The organism is Hafnia alvei (assembly GCF_034424155.1).
In the GTDB taxonomy this organism is placed as follows: domain Bacteria; phylum Pseudomonadota; class Gammaproteobacteria; order Enterobacterales; family Enterobacteriaceae; genus Hafnia; species Hafnia alvei.
Genome location: NZ_CP139992.1, coordinates 2,126,571 through 2,144,867, shown reverse-complemented (window position 1 = coordinate 2,144,867; position 18,297 = coordinate 2,126,571). Strand labels below are relative to the sequence as shown.

The following is an 18,297-nucleotide window of genomic DNA, read 5'->3' as shown; positions in this document are numbered from 1 at the left end:
GAAAGCGCCTTTGTCATGTTCATACGTTCATCAATTAAAACTTCACCGATCCCTGCAAGAACAGCGTGCGCGGTTCTCCTACGTAAATCCCTTTATTGTTGTCATCATAGGCTCGGGTGAAATACTGATGATCCAACAGGTTACGCACGCCCATACCGAGATTTAAATTCGCCATATCGGGTCCGAATTGGTAATCAGCACGTAATCCCCAAATCATATAACCCGGAATACGTCCGGTGCTGCCGTCTGCGCTGGCTTTTTGCGTATTGGCATTATCGGCAAACTGACTCGACTGGAATTGCCCGTTCACATTAAACGCCCAATCTCCTGGACGATAATCTAACCCGATCATACCTTTATGCTTTGGCGAGAACGGGACCTGATTCCCTTGATTGTCACCGTCTTCGCGGATAACAGCGTTAACATACGCATAATTAGCAGAAACGCTGACATCTTGCAGCGCTGGCGCAAGCTCGCTGAGATCATAACGCGCGCTGGTTTCTGCGCCGGTATGACGCGTTTTGCCACGTGCCGTTACGCTGTCGGTTGCTTGGTTTGAGTCATACTGGTTGTTGAAATTAATCAGGAATACACCCAATTCCGCCTTGAGCGCGTCTCCATCGTAACGGGTGCCTAATTCCCAGGTGCGGGCTTTTTCTGGCTCAATGTTGCCGCTGGAAATCGCTTTCCCCATCTGGCTATATTGCACGGTGCCAAAAGATCCCTCGGTGTTCGCGTAAAGATTCCATTCATCCGTGAGGTGATACATCACGTTTAACGCCGGTAGCGGGGCGTTATAGCTAACTTCCTGCTTATCACCTTTGATCTGATTCTTTTGATATGAGCTGACATGCTCGTAGCGAATGCCCGGCGTGATGGTCCAGTCACCGATATCAACACGGTCGTCGAGATACACGGCATGCGCCTGCGTGCCTGATTGCGTATCACGGTCGTAAGGACTATTAGTGCTTGGCAATACGCCAGATTTGGTGGCGGTGTAATAACGTAACTCATGGGTAGATTCGCTCACGTAGCGATAGCCTATCCCCACTTCATGGGCTGAAGATCCCAGCATAAAGCTTTGGCTATAACGTGGTTCAACGCCTCTAACCCAATATTCACGCGGCGAAAGCGTCAGTTTTTTACCCTGATCTAAATAACCACTGCGCAGCGTGTAGGTATAAAACGTCTGTACGTTGAATTTATGCTGCTGATCGGGCTGATATTCATAGCCTAGGCTGGCAAGATCGCGGCGTCCCCAAAAAGAATCGTAAAGGCGTGTGGATTGGTAGGGATCGCGATCGTATTGTGCCTGCGTTAAACCACCGGGCATCTCTGCCCGACCTTCATAATGCTGTAGCAGGCTAGTGAATTTATGCTCTTCATTTGGCGCGTATTGCGTTTTGAGCATCACGTCGTCAATCTTGGTGTAGCTATGTTCACGCCAATCGCTGCCTCGGGTGCCGGAGTAAAGCAACGCCGCGCCGAGGCCATTATCCGCAGTTCCGCCAATCATCAGATTGCCGGTGCCTTTCGGGTGATCCTGCGTAGACGTTGGCGTTAAATTGCCCTGCATCCCTGCTTCCACACCAAAGGTTTTCGGAATGGCACGCGTGACAAAATTCACCACGCCACCTACCGACTGCGGCCCATAGCGCACAGCACCACCGCCGCGGACGACATCAATGGCATCCATATTACCCAACGAAACCGGTGCTAAAGAGAGCTGCGGCTGACCATAGGGGGCAAACGGTACAGGAATACCATCCATTAATACCGTTGAACGGCTGGCCAAACGTGGGTTTAGGCCGCGAATGCCAAAATTCAGCGCTAAATCATGGCTGCCGGTACCGTTGTTTTCCGGTGCGACCACGCCTGGGATCTGGTTTAGCACATCGCGCATACGCGTTGCACCGGTGGTGGCAAACTGTTCGCGGTAGACCACATCGCGAGCACCCGCGTGTTCAAAAACATCGTTTTCACGTGCTTGCCCAAGCCAATCGCCCACCACGGTTAATGTTTCTTCACCGCGCGGCTGAGGCGATGGTTCAATCGCAAAGCTATTATTCCCTAACGCGTGCGCCACCAGCCCACTGCCCTGCAACAGAGCATTGAGCCCCTGCTGAGCGGGTACCTTTTTAGGCACGGCAGATACGGTTTTTCCTGCCGTGATCTCTGCATTCATCACCAAAGAAATGCCTGTTTCGCGCGCGAACTGATTCAGCCCTTCGTCCAAAGAAATAGCGGAAGCCTGCAAGCTGGGCGAATTTGCCGCGAATGCATGAGGTGCCTGAAGCAGCGCCATGCAGATCAATGCCCGCTTCATAGCCTGCGCTAACGGAGAGATTTTGCCTGATGAGAGATACAAAGAGGCGTTTCCTGCCTGAAATAACATAACAAACTCCTGAATCATCATTGAATATGCCTAGCGGCATTTGTTGTATTTACTCAGGGGTCGTATGGGACAAGGTAAAAGTACAATTAAGAATGAAAATATTTCTCATTTATTTTATTTCAGGTTTAACGCAGGGAAACGCGTCCCCAATAGCGGCTGACATAGCGCACTTTTATCGGTAAAACACGCGCGATCAGAGTGAGTGCATGAGGAATATTATCGAGGGGGAAAGTACCGCTGATACGTAAATTGGCCGCGTCTGCAGCGCATGACAAGTAACCGGACTGATAGCGAGACAGTTCATCAATCAGCTGTGAAAGTGGCCAATGGCTAACGCTTAATAAGGCTTGTTCCCAGCTTGCGGCCGCCAGAGGAAGTTCTTCGGCAACTGAAATGGTTTTCGCATCGAAGCGGCGCTGCTGGCCAGCGTCCACAATGGCCTGCATACCGGTTTTTTGCGTCACGATCTCAACCGCATGCTCTTGAACGCTAAGTTGCGTGTAGCCTTCAGTATGGCGTACCTGAAAATATGTGCCTAAGGCGCGTAGGCTGCCGTCTGACGTTTTGACATAAAATGGACGTGCCGGAATGGCCTCGTCTTTAGCCGTTCTGATGGATATTTCGCCCCGATACAGCGTGACTAAACGACGCTGGGCATCAAAATCGACGTCAACCGCAGAGTCAGTATTCAGCACTAGTTGAGAACCATCGTCTAAGGTAAAACGGGATAGCTGCCCTGCCGAGGTGCGATACTCAGCCACCAGCGCCTGCCCGGTTTGGCTACGCACGCCCTGCCAGCCAGCAATCCCTACGCCTAAGGTCAGCAGCGTCATTTTGAGCAGCTGTCTGCGGGTGCGATCCTTGAGATCCTGCGACTGATTAAGCGCATGAAAACCCGCATGAACCGGTAATTGCCCCATCTGTTCGCATACTCGGATCACCTGAGACCACGCCCAACCGTGGGTTGGACTGGCGTCATGCCAAAACTGCCACTCAGCCTTAGCCGTTAGATCGTACTTATCTTGTAAACGGACATACCATTCAGAGGCTTGCGCTAGCGCATGGCGCTGTTGTGGGTCAATCGGAGGTGAACTCATGCTACGATGTCTCATGGGTTAGACGATACAACAGGCAATGCTCCATCGCTTTTGCCATGTACTTTTTAACTGAGCTCAGTGAAACCCCCAGTCGCAGTGCGATATCGCGGTATTCAAGCCCTTCCAACTGCGCCAGCAGAAATGCCTGTTTGGCTCTGGCACCTAGGCCATCAAGCATGGCGTCAACTTCCTGCAACGTTTCTAGCACCGCGAGCCGCTCGTCTTCGCCGGGCATTTCCTGTTCTGGCAGTTGTGCTAACGCGTCCAAATAAGCGCGCTCTAGCGTTTTGCGGCGGATAAAATCCACCATCACACGTTTGGCTATGGTGGCCAGAAACTCACGTGGGCGCTGAATTGGCTCGCGATTGGTGCTGCGTAAAATACGCATAAACGTGTCCTGCGCTAAGTCTTCAGCATCAAAACGACAGTTCAAGCGAAAGCCTAACCAGTTTCGCAGCCACGCGTGGTGCTGTTGATAAAGGTCGTTCAGAGCCGAATGATGGGCGTTAGAGGTCGTCAGCATAGCCATTTACTTGTGTGATCCATTGCGCGAACTCTAAATGATAATTATTATCAACACAACATTTTTGCACACTTCTGCTAGCTTTATAACAAGCGCTATCTATATAAATTGTCTATTCCTACAGCAATTAATATACAAAACTGTTTTAGCTCAAAGCATTGTCGTTAACAGCGGGGCAAATGTGATCCACATCTCAATTTGTCATATAATTCACCCAGGATTTCTTTCGATAAAACGACAGCATGCCGTGAGGGAACACAGCAAATGCTTGATGTTAACGGGGCTAACATGGCGTCTTCTAAAAAAATCGGGCTCATTGCCTGTACCGGTATCGTCGCGGGAAACATGATGGGGAGTGGTATCGCGCTCCTGCCTGCGAACCTCGCCAAAATTGGTTCTATTGCACTCTTCGGCTGGCTCATTACTTTAATTGGAGCCATGTCTTTGGCGTATGTCTTTGCGCGTTTGACGACTCGCGACCCACAGGTCGGTGGGCCAATCGCCTATGCAGGTCGGTTAGGCCCTGCGTTCGGTTTTCAAACTGCCGTTCTTTACTACCACGCTAACTGGATTGGTAACCTTGCCGACTGTTTGGCTGGTGTAGCGTATCTCTCGGTCTTTTTCCCTGCGCTCAATCACCCTATTCCCGCAGGTATCGCGAGCATTGTGATCATCTGGATCATGGCGTTGGTGAATATGATGGGCGGTAACTGGGTCAGTCGCTTAACCACGCTGGGATTAATTCTGGTTCTGGTGCCCGTGATTGGTACCGCCGTTGCTGGCTGGCATTGGTTTGATCCTGCGCTTTATCAGGCGAACTGGAATACCTCAACCCAAACCGATAGCAAAGCCGTTATGCACAGCATTTTGATTTGTCTGTGGGCGTTTGTCGGCGTGGAGTCGGCCGCAGTCAGTTCAGGGTTAGTTAAAAACCCACAGCGTACCGTGCCTATCGCCACCATGCTGGGCACCGCGCTGGCGGGTATCGTCTATATCTTAGCCACACAGGTAATGAGCGGCATGTTCCCTGCCGAAGTGATGGCGAAAACCGGCGCACCGTTCGCCGCGAGTACCTCATTGATGGTCGGCAGTTGGGCGGCACCGGTGGTATCTGCCTTTACTGCGTTTGCCTGCCTCGCGGCGTTAGGTTCTTGGATGATGTTGGTGGGTCAGGCTGGCGTACGCGCCGCGCGCGACGGCAACTTCCCTAAAATTTACGGCGAGGTCGATAGCCACGGCGTACCGCGTAAAGGGATTATTTTGTCAGCCATCAAAATGACGTTACTGATGGCATTCATGACCTTTATGAGCTCGAAAGGCAGTAACTCATCCGATATTTTTGGCGAACTCATTGGGATCGCGGTTCTGCTCACCATGCTGCCGTATTTCTACTCCTGCGTGGCGTTGATTCGTATGGAAGGCGCTTCGCTGAGAAATATTGTGAGCGTGATGGCCGCAACGTTAGGCTGTATCTTCTGCTTTATCGCCTTGTCAGGCGCAGAAAATATCAAGCTAACCGCGACCTTTATCATTAGCTTAAGCATTTTGATGTTCTATGCCCGCAAGCAAGGGGAACATGAAAAAGCCTATGCGGTTCAACTCAAGAAAAATCCACCGCCTGATGATAACTTAGGCTAAGCATTTATTTGGCTCGATTAGCTGCGCCGCTATTATTTTTGATTAGTGGCGCAAATGTCTTTTCTCCTCCTATTGCCCCATCCGCTTTACCCCTACTCCCACGGCTCCTATAATGACCGCCCTGATGGCGCGACTCCCATAAAAACATTTTGTTCTTGTTGAAGTGTTCCATTCAGGACTCATAGAGATTTTCTCTTTATTTCGACCTTCACTATAGGGATACGCTGAATGAAAAAGTGGTCACCTCTGGTAGCCGCAGGTTTGTTGGCTTTGGGAGTAAATGCCGCAATCGCTGCCGATGCGCCGAAAACGGAAAATGACAATAACACTGTCTATTTCTACAACTGGACTGAATATGTGCCGCCGGGACTGCTTGAGCAGTTCACCAAGGAAACCGGCATTAAGGTGATTTATTCCACCTACGAGTCCAACGAAACTATGTATGCCAAGCTGAAGACCTATAAAAGCGGCGCATATGACTTAGTTGTACCTTCTACTTACTTTGTTTCCAAAATGAGTAAAGAAGGTATGCTGCAAAAGATCGACAAATCTAAGCTGACCAATTTCCATAACTTAGATCCAAACCTGCTGCACAAACCTTTCGATCCGGAAAATGATTATTCCATTCCGTATATCTGGGGTGCGACGGCCATCGGCGTTAATTCCGATGCCATTGATCCAAAAAGCGTGACCAGCTGGGCCGATCTCTGGAAGCCGGAATATAAAGGCAGCCTGCTGTTAACCGATGACGCACGCGAAGTGTTTCAGATGGCGCTGTTGAAGCTTGGATATTCAGGCAACACCACCGATCCCAAACAGATTGAAGCCGCTTATGAAGAGCTGAAAAAGCTGATGCCTAACGTGCTGGCCTTCAACTCAGATAACCCAGCTAACCCGTATATGGAAGGCGAAGTAAATCTGGGCATGGTTTGGAACGGTTCAGCGTTTGTCGCTCGTGAAGCTGGAACGCCGCTAGAGGTTATTTGGCCAAAAGAAGGTGGGATTTTCTGGATGGATAGCCTGTCGATTCCGGCAAATGCGAAAAATCCAGAAGGTGCGATGAAGCTCATTAACTTCCTGCTCCGCCCTGAAATCGCGGTACAGGTGGCGAAAACCATCGGTTATCCAACGCCGAACTTAGCCGCTCAGAAGATGTTGCCTAAATCAATTTCTGGCGATAAATCACTGTATCCAGACGCAGAAACCATCGCCCGTGGCGAATGGCAAAATGACGTGGGCAGCGCCAGTGAAATTTACGAAAATTACTTCCAGAAGCTGAAAGCAGGTCGTTAATCTCTATCTTTCCCGGCCTCCCTGTGTGGATGCCGGGAATTATCCAACAACAAAAATCCTCAAGAAACCGTTTTAAACGCGCGGATTTTTTGTAGGTGCTGCGACAAACTTTTAAATTTATGCGTTTGCTGCTCATCCCAGATAATTTCATAGAACGGCTGCAAATATTCAGCGCTACGCTGGCTGTCTAGCACTTCATCGCTACGAGAAAGCACCGCTAAACAGCGTTCGCGATTCTTCTCACGGAAGTTTTCCACGCACTTGGTCGCAATATCCAAATACTCTTCCGGACGGTCAATCTTACCCACCATATTTTCCTGCGGGAACAAATTAGGATTGAACATCACCTGTCGAATACCGCACAGATAGCCAATACGCTCAGCCCAAAAACCGCCAAGGCCAACGCCGCAAATCAGCGCATGGCTATCACCGGCCTGCTGAACCACTTTATCGACTTCTTTCAGCAGATGCTGCATATCGTGGCGAGGATGACGGGTGCTGTAGCTAATTAAACGCACGTCGGGATCGATGAACTGCAGCTGCATCACTTTTTCGTGATTGCCCGGACTGGTGGAATCAAAACCGTGAAGATAAATAATCATGTTCTCACTGCTCCCAAAAAGCGGCTAACCCTCAGCCGCTTTGCGTTATTGTCATTTGAGCGTCGAGCTTATGCTTTGCTCTCTTCCCAACGCAGATGAAGTTGCTCCAGCTCTTGATGCGCTGCTTTCCAGCGCGGTGAAGCCATTAACTCTTCACGTGTAAATTTACCATTATGATACAGGGCGCTAACGCGTTCTGCGGTGATCGGCGCCAAATTATCTAACACGCTTACCGCGCCTGCGCGATGATTACACACCAGAATCATATCGCAGCCCGCATCCAGCGAGGCCTGCCCACGTTCGGCGTAGCTACCCATTACCGCAGCGCCTTCCATTGACAGGTCATCAGAGAAGATCACGCCGTTAAAGCCGAGCTGCTGACGTAACACCTGCTTCAACCAATATGACGAACCACTGGCGGGCAGGCTATCCGCCGCAGGGTAAATCACATGAGCAGGCATAATCGCGTCGAGCTTGGCGCGTGAATTCAGCTGGTTAAAAATAACCATATCATGATTAATGATTTCTTCCAGCGGGCGTGGATCAATTGGCGTTTCTTTATGTGAGTCAGCGGTGACTGCGCCGTGCCCAGGGAAATGCTTACCCGTAGTTTTCATGCCCGCTTCATGCATGCCATCGATGAAGCTTTCCGCCATCCGAATAGCAATTTGCGGATCTTCATGAAAAGAACGTTCACCAATGGCGGCGCTGCCGTGACCAAGATCTAGAACAGGCGCAAAACTGATATCGATATCCATCGCCATCATTTCGTTGGCCATCAGCCAGCCCGCCTCCTGCGCTAATCGGCGCCCTTCTGGATCGCTATTTATTGCGGCAAAAGACTGCGCGGCAGGCAGGCGCGTAAAGCCTTCGCGGAAGCGCTGCACTCGGCCCCCTTCCTGATCCACCGCAATCACCAGACGATTGCGTGACGCCGCACGGATCTGGCGCACCAGTTCGCGAAGCTGCTCGGCATCATGGAAGTTTCGAGTAAATAAAATCAGGCCGCCTACCAGCGGATGCTGCAAAATTTCACGCTCTTCGGCATCCAGTTCATAGGCTGCCACATCCAACATTACAGGACCCACAGGGATTCTCCTTTATACCCGTCATACTTGAAGCTGCATCCGTGTTGGCTACGCCAATTATTCAGGGTGTATGTATTAGCTATATTTTTGCGTGATGGCGTGAGTTCACGCCGTCAGTGTTTTTATCGCGTATACCGCATCTGTGCTACTTTCCCATTTTTAGCTGTGAAAGCAATAGATTGGCGGTCTCACGAAATGAATTCTGTTTTGATTGTTGCCAACGCACTTCATACCATAACCACGCCATATAATCGACGCGCGGCAGCCATTGCTCAACATGCTGTTGCAATTTTTTCGCATCGCAATAGCCTCCGGCCTGTACGTATCGTTCAGTGAAATCGCGCCGCTGTGCATACTCCCAGCCGAAACTACGGTACATAGCGGCCAGATCCAACGCAATATCACCCACTGCGGCATACTCCCAATCAATCAACCGCAGCCCGTGACACGTCAAAACGATGTTGCCCGGATGGATATCCATGTGCAGCAAAGCGACTTTCAACGGCTGAGGAACCTGACGAGACTGCCAGTATTGATGAATTTTTAGTCCTTGCGGTGTCATCCGCTGGAGGGAGCTTAGCTGGCGGTAGGATTGGCAATGACGGTGAAAATCTCGCGCCTGTCCGCAGGGCTTTATGTTATGCAGCGTAACGATTTTTTCGGCTAAATCGTGTAGGTGTGGCTGATAGGTTGTTTCGTTGAGCACGTCGCCCGAGAGCCATTCAGTGACTAACCATCCATCGTGCAGCCCTAAGCTTTGCGGTGCGAGATCATAGGCGGCCGCTAGCTGTAATGCATGAGCCTCACGTTTGCGCTCAATACCTAACTGCGTTTTTTCAATCGTTTGAGGACGGATTAAATAAGTGACACCGTCACTCAATTGCGCTTTCCAATTGATGCCGGTCAAACCTTCAACCGGTGAAAGCTGCCACTGATGCGGTGCTACAGATGAAAAACAGCGGGCCAGAACGGCCCGCACAGACATCAACGAGGGATGAAAAGCATTCGACATAGAATCAGCGTGTCACGGCCCCATTGCCAGACCAGATAATCTCACCGGTCTGCACTAACATCAGCTGCATCGCCACTTTAGGTGACTGCACATCGCCCTCTACCGTGCTATACAGCACATATTGAGCGTTAACGATGCGCGCCAAACCAATCGCTTTGCGGCGTGAACCTAAGCTATCTTCGGCAGATAAGCCCAGTGACTGTTTGGCACTGGTGACCTGATTAGCGGGAACCAGCGTAAATTTATTACCCTGTTGCAGCGCCTTTTTCAATTCAGCCGTCGCGTTTGCTACCTGCAAGCTACCGTTGGTTTGGTTTTGCACATTATCCACCAGTAAAACGCTGCCAGCGGTGACGTCTGGCGAGCCTAGCATCTGATTAATCAGCGGCGTTAAACTGGCGCTCCAGTTGAAGCTTTGCACTTTTGGCGGCGTTGGCACCGTAGTCACCGGTGGCTGTTCCGGCGGCGTGGTCGGCACCGTCACCGGCGGCTGTGTTTGCGTCGGCTTTTCTGGCTCAGTCGTGGTTTCACTGCCTTGATGCGTGATCGTTTGACAGCCCGCCAGCACCATCGCCGCGAATGTCACACTTAAAAGCTTCTTCATCATCCCTCTCCCATGAGGTTATGGCTTAATTTATAGATAGAGGTAGAGGCGTACCTGTTTTGCTCGGGTATTGGCGCTTGTTGATTCCAGACGCACTTCTTGACCTGGGTTTAGCTTAATCGTCCGCGGTGGTTCATGGGGGAAGATATCGAGGCCTTTGGCGTCATACCAATAAAAACGGTAGTTCAGCGTGACAGGCTGTTGCTCTTCACCATAGTTCACGACCGCGCGGGCCACAGGATAGATATCCCCCGATGATACGGTTGGGTTATCCGCCGTCACGCCCGCCGTGAGTACCGAAGGATCCATCACCACCCGCTGCCCATCGCTCACGGCGATGTGGCTCGGCGAACTACAGCCTGCAAGTAATGCCAGCGGCAAGATCACCGTCAATGTACATCTGGATAATGAGAATCGCATAACGGTGAACTCCAACTGAATATTTTCTGCCGAGCAAAACGAGGCAAAATAAGATTAACGAGCGAGCAAAGGACCGAGTGAACGACCGCCCAGCAGATGCATGTGGATATGATAAACCTCCTGCCCCGCATGACGGTTGCAGTTGATAATCAGGCGATAGCCGTCTTCGGCAATGCCTTCCTGCTGCGCAATTTTTGCCGCCACCGTGACCATTCGGCCCAGCGCCGCTTCATCTTCTGGCTTAACGTCATTCACCGTTGGGATCAGCTGGTTAGGGATAATCAGAATATGGCTAGGTGCCTGTGGAGAAATATCACGGAATGCAGTCACTAAGTCGTCCTGATAAACGATATCAGACGGGATCTCACGACGAATAATTTTGCTGAAAATAGTTTCTTCTGCCATGACGAATATCCTTTAGCAATCAATTGAGATAAAAATCTTGTGCTTGCAGTATGAGTAGAGCGAGCTCGGCTTTCAAGCCTGAGAGGGAGACAAATCATCAAGTGAGGGAAAATCAGCCGAAATAGCGCGGTCTTTCTCGCTATAAGTAATATTAGAGGGGCACCTCCTTGTGCCCCTGACGCTATCTCTCTAAAGCGGATCGACCTTCAAACACGAAACCGCATGACGGAAACTCCCCTCCATCAAAGGCCGTGTTTGTGCACACTCAGGCCCAGCAATCGGGCAACGAGTGCGAAACACGCAGCCTGATGGTGGATTGATCGGCGAAGGCAGTACCCCTTCCAATAGCTGAATTTTTTTGTTGCGCTCTAAATCGGGATCGGGAACCGGCACTGCAGACATCAACGCTTTGGTATAAGGATGCTGAGGATTATGGTACACCTCATCATAGGTGCCCAGCTCAACGGCATGGCCGAGATACATCACCAAAACGCGGTCGGAAATATGTTTCACCACGGCAAGATCGTGCGCGATAAAGATCAGTGACAGCCCCATTTCTCGCTGAAGCTGTTGCAGTAGGTTAACCACCTGCGCCTGAATAGACACATCGAGCGCGGAGACCGGCTCGTCACAAATAATCAGCTTGGGTTCCAAAATCAGCGCGCGGGCAATTCCGATGCGCTGGCACTGACCGCCGGAGAATTCATGAGGATAGCGGTTAATTAGGTTCGGCAATAACCCCACTTTCATCATCATGTTTCTGACGCGATCTTTCACCTCGCTGCGCGCCATCTTGGGATGATATGTCCGCAGCGGCTCCGCAATGATTTCACCGATGGTCATGCGCGGGTTCAGCGACGCCAGCGGATCTTGGAAGATCATCTGGATGTCGTGGCGAACTTCGTGCCAATGTTTGGCATCCATACCCAGCAGATTCTTACCGAGCCACGCCACACGGCCATCGGTGGCTTTCACTAAACCGATTAATGCACGCGCCAGCGTTGATTTACCGCAGCCCGATTCACCGACCACGCCTAAGGTTTCGCCTTCATACAGACGCAGCGTCACGCCGTCGACCGCTTTCAACGTTTTGGCTGGCTGCCAGAACCACGCCTTGTTGTCTTTTATCTCGAAGTGAACCTTCAGATCGGCGACTTCAAGCAATACTTTTTTGTCTTCGCTGCTCATGCCAACTCCCCCACGGTTCTAAAGCAGGCGCGTAAACGCCCTTCACCAAACGACTCCAACGGCGGCATTTGCATACACTGCTCAGTGGAGTGAGGACAACGCGGTTGGAATGGGCAACCTTTCGGCAAGCGCAACAGATTAGGTGGATTGCCGGGGATGGTCAGCAGGGATTCATTTTCGCCGTCTAAACGCGGTACGGCGTTTAGCAGGCCAATCGAATACGGATGGCTAGGCGAATAGAACACGTCACGCGCTTGACCGTACTCCATGGTGCGGCCCGCATACATCACCAGAACTTTGTCACAGATGCCCGCAACCACGCCCAGATCGTGAGTGATCATGATAATTGCGGTATTAAACTCGCTTTTAAGCTCATTGAGCAGCGTCATTATTTGTGCCTGAACCGTAACGTCCAACGCGGTCGTGGGTTCATCGGCGATCAAAAGTTTAGGCCGACATAGCAGCGCCATGGCTATCATCACGCGTTGGCGCATACCGCCGGAGAATTCATGTGGGAACATGCGCATGCGTTTACGCGCTTCCGGCATTTTTACTGCATCAAGCATACGCACAGACTCTTCAAATGCCTGTGCTTTGCTCATGCCTTTATGCAGCATCAGCACTTCCATCAGCTGTTCACCGACGCGCATGTAAGGATTCAGCGACGTCATCGGATCTTGGAAGATCATCGCAATCTCTTCTGCACGCAGTTTATTAAGCTGCTTCTCCGGTAGATTGAGTATTTCACGCCCGTTGAACAGCGCGGAGCCACGGATGCGACCGTTTTGTGCTAATAATCCCATCAGCGCAAAAGCCGTTTGTGATTTACCGGATCCCGACTCGCCAACGATCCCGAGCGTTTCACCCGCACGCAGCGAGAAGTTTAAATCGTTGACCGCCGTGACATCGCCGTCGTTGGTGGTGAAGGTGACGCGGAGATCTTTTACCGCCAGCAGTCGCTCTGCGCTTTTATCTGTTGTCATCATCGTAAACTCCTTAACGATCTTTCGGGTCGAGGGCATCACGCAGGCCATCGCCGATAAAGTTGAAACAGAATAGCGTTACAACCAGAAACGCAGCGGGATACATCAGCAGCCACGGAGAAACTTCCATCGAGTTGGCGCCATCGCTCAGTAATGCGCCCCAACTGCTCAACGGTTCTTGAGTCCCTAGCCCTAAGAAGCTGAGGAAGGATTCAAACAAAATCATGCTCGGCACCAATAAAGACGCATACACCACCACCACGCCCAGCACGTTGGGAACAATGTGCCGAGTGACAATTTTGCGTGTGGATACACCGCCCACCAGCGCCGCTTCGATAAACTCTTTGCGCTTCAGGCTCAGCGTTTGTCCACGCACGATACGCGCCATGTCCAACCACGACACCATGCCGATCGCCACAAAGATCAGCAGGATGTTTTGCCCAAAGAAGGTCACCAGCAAAATCACGAAGAACATGAATGGGAAGGAGTTGAGGATCTCAAGCAGGCGCATCATCACCGAGTCGGTTTTGCCACCCACGTAACCGGCCATCGCGCCATACAAGGTGCCAACGACCACGGCAACCAGCGCCGCCGCAATTCCTACCATTAACGAAATACGGCCACCAATCGCTACCCGCACTAGCAAATCACGCCCGGAAGAGTCGGTGCCAAAATAATGCCCTGACTCCATATCTGGCGCCGATGACATCATTCCCCAATCGGTATCGTCATAAGCAAACTGCGACAGCATAGGGGCAAAAATCACAAATAGCGCGATCAAGCTAAGGACAAACAGGCTCGCCAACGCGGCGCGGTTATGAACGAAACGGCGGCGCGCATCCTGCCACAGGCTACGCCCTTCCACTTCCAGCTGTTCACCGAAGTTTTCGACCACCTGCGCATTTTTTTTATTCAGTAACATCTGCGATCTCCCGAATCAGTAACGGATTTTCGGATCGATGACGGCATAAAGCACATCGACAATCGCGTTAAACAGAATGGTCAGTGCGCCAACCAGAATGGTTAGGCTCAGCACCAGGGAATAGTCACGGTTCAGCGCACCGTTAACAAACAGCTGGCCAATGCCCGGCAATCCATAAATAGTTTCAATAACCATCGAGCCCGTAATAATGCCGACAAAGGCTGGGCCCAAATAAGAGAGCACCGGCAACAGCGCAGGCTTCAATGCATGGCGCAAAATAATGCGACGCATCGGTAAGCCTTTCGCCCGTGCGGTACGAATAAAGTTGGAATGTAGAACTTCAATCATTGAGCCGCGGGTAATACGCGCGATGCTGGCAATATAAGCCAATGAGAGTGCCACCATCGGCAAAATCATAAATTTGAGCGCCCCACCGTTCCATCCGCCTCCCGGTAGCCATTTCAGCTGAATGGCAAAAATTAACACCAATAACGGCGCAACCACGAAACTGGGTATGACAATACCGGTCATGGCCACCCCCATAACCGCATAATCCCATTTGCTATTTTGTTTGAGCGCAGCCAGCACGCCCGCCGTCACGCCAAAAACCACCGCTAATAAAAATGCGGCAAAACCTAATTTGGCCGAAACAGGAAACGACGCGCTCACTAAATCATTAACCGAATAATCTTTATATTTAAACGAAGGGCCAAAATCACCGTGGCCTAATTGGACTAAATAATGTCCGTATTGTTTCCAGATAGGATCGTTAAGGTGATATTTCGCTTCGATATTAGCCAAAACTTCTGGCGGCAAAGCGCGTTCACCGGTAAATGGGCTACCCGGCGCTAAGCGCATCATGAAAAATGAGATGGTGATCAGGATAAATAGCGTCGGTATCGCCTCAAGCAAGCGCCGAAAGATAAATTTTAACATTGCCCTAGCCCTGCACTTCAGCCTTATGGCTGATTATATTTTTGAAAAACGGCGAGGTTATCCCACCGCTGCTACTTCTATATCAATTATCAACACCGCAGCCTTATTTGCTACGGCGTTGATAAGTTTAGATATATTAGTGCTGAATAATGTACAAGTTTTTATCGTATACGTTATCTTGCGGATCTTTACCGGTATAACCGCCTACATAGGGTTTCACCAGACGCGCATTGACGTAGTAATAGACAGGGACAATGGCAGAATCTTTATCAAGCTGCTGTTCAGCCTGTTGATAAACGGCGGCTCGCGCCTCTTTGCTGCTGGTTTGCAGTGCGCCAGCCATGATTTTATCAAAGGCCGCGCTCTTATAGTGCGGGGTGTTACTGCTGCTGTCAGACAGCATCATGTTCAGGAATGAACTTGGCTCGTTGTAATCAGCACACCAGCCCGCGCGCGAAACATCGTAAGTGCCCTGATGGCGAGTATCCAAGAAGGTTTTCCACTCTTGGTTTTCCAGTTTCACGTTCACGCCCAGATTTTTCTTCCAGATGGACGCTGCGGCAATCGCCAATTTTTTGTGCAGATCGGAAGTGTTGTACAACAGGTTAAACGTCAGTGGCTTATCTGGGCCATAGCCCGCAGCGGCGAGCAGCTTTTTGGCTTCTTCATTACGTTTTGCCTGTGACCAACCAAACCACTCTGGCGGTGTTAACTTAGCGCCATCGGTATAGGGAGGAGTGAAACTGTAAGCTGGCAGGTCGCCTTGATTTTTGACTTTATTGACGATGATATCGCGATCCATCCCTAACTTGAGCGCCTCACGCACACGCTCATCGTTAAACGGTGGCTTCTGGTTATTTATTTCATAGTAGTAAGTACATAAATACGGATCGGCTTTAACTTCCTGTGGGATCTCTTTTTTCAACTTCTGGAATAGTTCGATCGGCATATTATTATAGGTGACATCAATTTCGCCGGTACGATAGCGGTTAACGTCGGTGACTTCTGAAGCAATAGGCAGGAACGTGACTTTATTAATTATGGTTTTTGCATTGTCCCAATATTCAGGGTTACGCTCTAAAACAATACGTTCGTTAACAACCCAATCTTTTAATTTATAAGCGCCGTTGCTGACATAGTTTTCTGGCAGCGTCCATTTGTCGCCAAATTTCTCCACCACGGCTTTGTTGACCGGTTTCATCGCGTAATGCGACGTCATTTCCGCTAAATACGGTACGGGCTCGGTTAACGTAATTTGGAAAGTTTTATCATCAAGCGCTTTCACGCCTAGCGTTGATTTATCTTTTTTGCCCGAAATAATGTCATCTACGTTTTCAACGTGAGCGTATTGCAGATAACTGGCATAAGGCGATGCGGTTTTAGGATCAACAATACGCTGCCAGCTATACACAAAATCTTCTGCGGTAACAGGCTGGCCATTTGACCATTTAGCATCTGGGCGAATATGGAAAGTCCATACTTTAAAATCTTTATTATCCCAACTCACCGCCGTGCCAGGGATCGTTTTACCCTGCGGATCATGCTGGGTTAAACCTTCCATCAAGTCATTAGTGACGTTGTTTTCAGGCACGCCTTCGATTTTATGTGGATCTAATGACTGAACTTCAGAGCCGTTATTTTTAACCAGCTCCTGCTTATCGGCCAGTTTTACACCGGCAGGAACATCCGCCGCCTGCACTTGCGCAATGCTAAACATGCCCAACGCCGCCATAACGCTTACGGCCAGTAAATTCTTTTTGATGTGTTTGCTCATTGTATACCCACTCCCCTTTAATAAGATGTCCATGAGGACATGCCAACTTTTGTTAGCTTTATGGCCGCACCGACAAGGAACGAAGTTGTCGATACGATAGGTGGTTTTAAAACGTCATTATCCTTTCAGATCTAGAACTTTTACTGACAACACTCTTTGACTCAGATCAGACGTCAAAATATTCAGCGAAACTTTTCTATTAATACTTCAGCACAAAGTTTTCTCATCAACGCTAAGCGTAGTGATTATGCCCAGAAGCTAACAGATGGTTAAAATCACTGCTAATTATTTTTATAGAAATGTTACGCAATTCTCTTTATTGAAACGATGACGTTCTGACAGACTGCACTGAGGGAGGGGAAAGATCAATGATAACTCGCTGATATAACATAATATCTTTTCTTGAAGCTATGTTATAAAGCGAATCATTCAGTCTTAAGGAAAGTCATGAAGTAATACATCGTTAAATTAACAAATGTAAGCAGATTCAACCATTGATGATCTTATGAGCGTTCGATAAGCCCACTAATAACGGGTTTCAACAGAATGTTATGATGTGATTTTCTGAACAAAATTTGTGCTTATTACGTCAATAAATCATCACGTAAGTAAAACAAACTTATTGAAATAGCGCAGGTTTATCGCTGAAATGAGGAATAGTGAGCGATCAAGGCAAATAGGTGGCCCAGTTAAAAAAACCGCCATCGGCATTGCCGACAGCGGTTTCATCAGGTCGCAATGTTTGAAGAGTTATAACAGGCCGGGGAAAATCGATCGTAATCCCGTAACAATAAATTCAATGCCTAACGCCATTAATAGCAGACCCATAATTCGCGTGATGACGTTAATACCCGTTTGACCTAACAGGCGAACCAGCAGCGGTGCGGCCCTAAACAGTAGCCAACAACAAAACGCAAACAGAATAATAGCCAGAGAAAAACCGAGCAGGTTTTGCCAGCCATGATAGCGAGAGCTCCACACTATCGTTGAGCTGATGGCGCCGGGACCTGCCATTAATGGCAATGCCAGCGGCACAACGCCCACGTTTTCTCGGATTGCAGTTTCTGATTTTTCTTGTTTGTTCTGCTTATCCTCGCCCAGCTTCCCGCTAATCATCGACATCGCAATCGTCACCACCAAGATCCCACCCGCAATACGGAAGGAATCAATCGAGATGCCAAAGAACATCAGTATTGAATCACCCAGCAATAAAGAAGAGATCAAAATGATGGCAACCGACGTGTTAGCCGTCAGGTTGGTTTTGTTGCGCGCTGCAACCGCCTGATAGCTCGTCATACTGATAAACACCGGCAGAATACCCACCGGATTGACCAATGCGAAGAGACCAACAAAAAACTTAATGTAACCAGATAAATCCAGCAAAGACTGGCTCACCATGCTCTCCAAAACCATGTTA

At 49.8% G+C, this 18,297-nt stretch carries 17 protein-coding genes; 2 read left to right on the top strand and 15 right to left on the bottom strand.

From position 1 onward, the window contains the following. Positions 1 to 34 precede the first annotated feature (34 nt). From fecA to U0008_RS10020, 3 genes are all read right to left on the bottom strand, one after another. Positions 35 to 2,395, bottom strand: coding sequence for a TonB-dependent Fe(3+) dicitrate receptor FecA (gene fecA / locus U0008_RS10030; protein ID WP_051874133.1), 2,361 nt, complete (start codon positions 2,393 to 2,395; stop codon positions 35 to 37). 125 nt (positions 2,396 to 2,520) lie between these two features. Further along, entirely contained in the window at positions 2,521 to 3,492 is a 972-nt protein-coding gene (locus tag U0008_RS10025) for a FecR domain-containing protein (protein ID WP_043493073.1), read from the bottom strand. A 1-nt stretch (position 3,493) separates the two neighbouring features. After that, on the bottom strand, positions 3,494 to 4,015 hold the full coding sequence (locus U0008_RS10020) for a sigma-70 family RNA polymerase sigma factor (protein WP_395038434.1): 522 nt from the start codon (positions 4,013 to 4,015) through the stop codon (positions 3,494 to 3,496). Between the two features lie 288 nt (positions 4,016 to 4,303). Between U0008_RS10020 and cadB the strand changes: the two genes are divergently transcribed. Next, a complete protein-coding gene (gene cadB / locus U0008_RS10015) occupies positions 4,304 to 5,653 on the top strand; it encodes a cadaverine/lysine antiporter (protein WP_043493343.1) in 1,350 nt (449 codons plus the stop codon). Positions 5,654 to 5,881: 228 nt separating this feature from the next. After that, positions 5,882 to 6,946, top strand: coding sequence for a spermidine/putrescine ABC transporter substrate-binding protein PotD (potD, locus tag U0008_RS10010; protein WP_043493071.1), 1,065 nt, complete (start codon positions 5,882 to 5,884; stop codon positions 6,944 to 6,946). A 59-nt stretch (positions 6,947 to 7,005) separates the two neighbouring features. On the opposite strand, the gene ycfP is transcribed toward potD, so the two are convergent. The 12 genes from ycfP to U0008_RS09950 all read right to left on the bottom strand — a co-directional run bounded on the left by ycfP (position 7,006) and on the right by U0008_RS09950 (position 18,275). Further along, entirely contained in the window at positions 7,006 to 7,548 is a 543-nt protein-coding gene (ycfP, locus tag U0008_RS10005; RefSeq protein ID WP_025801195.1) for an alpha/beta hydrolase YcfP, read from the bottom strand. A gap of 68 nt (positions 7,549 to 7,616) precedes the next feature. Then, positions 7,617 to 8,636: a beta-N-acetylhexosaminidase gene (nagZ, locus tag U0008_RS10000; protein WP_121626051.1), complete on the bottom strand. Its 1,020-nt coding sequence runs from the start codon at positions 8,634 to 8,636 to the stop codon at positions 7,617 to 7,619. Positions 8,637 to 8,781: 145 nt separating this feature from the next. Beyond that, positions 8,782 to 9,648 carry a phosphotransferase gene (locus tag U0008_RS09995; RefSeq protein WP_043493068.1) on the bottom strand — a complete coding sequence of 289 codons (867 nt, stop codon included), beginning with the start codon at positions 9,646 to 9,648 and terminating at the stop codon, positions 8,782 to 8,784. Between the two features lie 4 nt (positions 9,649 to 9,652). After that, entirely contained in the window at positions 9,653 to 10,252 is a 600-nt protein-coding gene (gene lpoB, locus U0008_RS09990) for a penicillin-binding protein activator LpoB (RefSeq protein WP_043493067.1), read from the bottom strand. Between the two features lie 30 nt (positions 10,253 to 10,282). Then, the gene (locus tag U0008_RS09985) at positions 10,283 to 10,672 is read right to left on the bottom strand and encodes a YcfL family putative periplasmic lipoprotein (RefSeq protein ID WP_025801191.1); all 390 of its coding nucleotides are present in this window, start codon (positions 10,670 to 10,672) and stop codon (positions 10,283 to 10,285) included. Between the two features lie 54 nt (positions 10,673 to 10,726). Further along, positions 10,727 to 11,077, bottom strand: a complete 351-nt coding sequence (gene hinT, locus U0008_RS09980; RefSeq protein WP_025801190.1) for a purine nucleoside phosphoramidase — start codon at positions 11,075 to 11,077, stop codon at positions 10,727 to 10,729. A gap of 189 nt (positions 11,078 to 11,266) precedes the next feature. After that, entirely contained in the window at positions 11,267 to 12,265 is a 999-nt protein-coding gene (oppF, locus tag U0008_RS09975; protein ID WP_043493065.1) for a murein tripeptide/oligopeptide ABC transporter ATP binding protein OppF, read from the bottom strand. Beyond that, on the bottom strand, positions 12,262 to 13,251 hold the full coding sequence (gene oppD, locus U0008_RS09970; protein WP_043493063.1) for an ABC transporter ATP-binding protein: 990 nt from the start codon (positions 13,249 to 13,251) through the stop codon (positions 12,262 to 12,264). Before oppD ends, oppF begins: the two co-directional genes overlap by 4 nt. 10 nt (positions 13,252 to 13,261) lie before the next feature. Next, positions 13,262 to 14,170 (bottom strand): oligopeptide ABC transporter permease OppC, encoded by a 909-nt coding sequence (oppC, locus tag U0008_RS09965; RefSeq protein ID WP_025801187.1) that lies wholly within the window; start codon positions 14,168 to 14,170, stop codon positions 13,262 to 13,264. A gap of 15 nt (positions 14,171 to 14,185) precedes the next feature. After that, on the bottom strand, positions 14,186 to 15,106 hold the full coding sequence (gene oppB / locus U0008_RS09960) for an oligopeptide ABC transporter permease OppB (RefSeq protein WP_025801186.1): 921 nt from the start codon (positions 15,104 to 15,106) through the stop codon (positions 14,186 to 14,188). 136 nt (positions 15,107 to 15,242) lie between these two features. After that, on the bottom strand, positions 15,243 to 16,880 hold the full coding sequence (gene oppA, locus U0008_RS09955; RefSeq protein WP_043493062.1) for an oligopeptide ABC transporter substrate-binding protein OppA: 1,638 nt from the start codon (positions 16,878 to 16,880) through the stop codon (positions 15,243 to 15,245). A 750-nt stretch (positions 16,881 to 17,630) separates the two neighbouring features. Beyond that, a complete protein-coding gene (locus tag U0008_RS09950; protein ID WP_025801184.1) occupies positions 17,631 to 18,275 on the bottom strand; it encodes a YchE family NAAT transporter in 645 nt (214 codons plus the stop codon). Positions 18,276 to 18,297: the final 22 nt, after the last annotated feature.